The following is an 838-nucleotide window of genomic DNA, read 5'->3' as shown; positions in this document are numbered from 1 at the left end:
TGGATCGCCGGCCGGAAGCGCGCCCGCCTTCTTGGCGAGCTTGTCGACAAACGACGCGGCGACGGCCTCATCCACGATCACCCGCTCGGTCGACATGCAGACCTGGCCTTGGTTGATGAAGGCGCCGAACGCCACGGCCGCGACGGCGGCATCGAGATCGGCATCGTCGAGCACGACCAGCGGCGCCTTGCCGCCGAGTTCGAGCAGCACGGGTTTGAGATGCCGCCCGGCGAGTTCGGCGACCACGCGGCCGACGCGGGTCGACCCGGTGAAGTTGATCCGCCTGACCGCCGGATTGGCGATCAGCCGCTCCACGACGGCGGCCGCCTCAGCCGGCGCATTGGTCACGATATTGACGACACCGGGCGGGAAACCGGCGTCACGAAAGACGTCACCGATCAACCGGTGCGTCCCCGGACAAAGTTCGGACGCCTTAAGCACGACGGTGTTGCCGCAAGCAAGCGGCGTCGCCACAGCACGGACCCCGAGAATGATCGGCGCATTCCACGGCGCGATTCCCAGGCACACGCCGGCCGGCTGGCGAACCGACATCGAAATGCATCCTGGCTTGTCGGAGGGGATGACCTCGCCGGCGATCTGGGTCGTCAGCGACGCTGCTTCGCGCAGCATGCCGGTGGCAAGCTTCACGTTGAAGCCGGACCACACATCGGTCGTGCCGATCTCGGCCATCATGATCTTGATGAAGGCATCGCGCTTGGCCTCGAGCACGTCGGCAGCCTTCAAGAGCAGACTGCGCCTCGCGTTCGGACCGAGCGCCGACCATCCCGGCAAGGCGGCAGCAGCCGCCGCAGCCGCCGCATCCGCGTCCGAAACCGTC

Annotated in this window: 1 protein-coding gene; it reads right to left on the bottom strand. The window is 67.3% G+C overall.

Translation table 11 applies throughout. The features are described 5' to 3' along the window. Positions 1–838 (bottom strand): aldehyde dehydrogenase family protein (locus tag MOV75_RS40090; protein WP_247008371.1); only part of this gene is annotated, 838 nt, incomplete at both ends.

It is taken from the genome of Bradyrhizobium sp. PRIMUS42, assembly GCF_023006515.1.
GTDB lineage: Bacteria > Pseudomonadota > Alphaproteobacteria > Rhizobiales > Xanthobacteraceae > Bradyrhizobium.
This window is presented reverse-complemented; position numbering and strand designations above follow the sequence as displayed.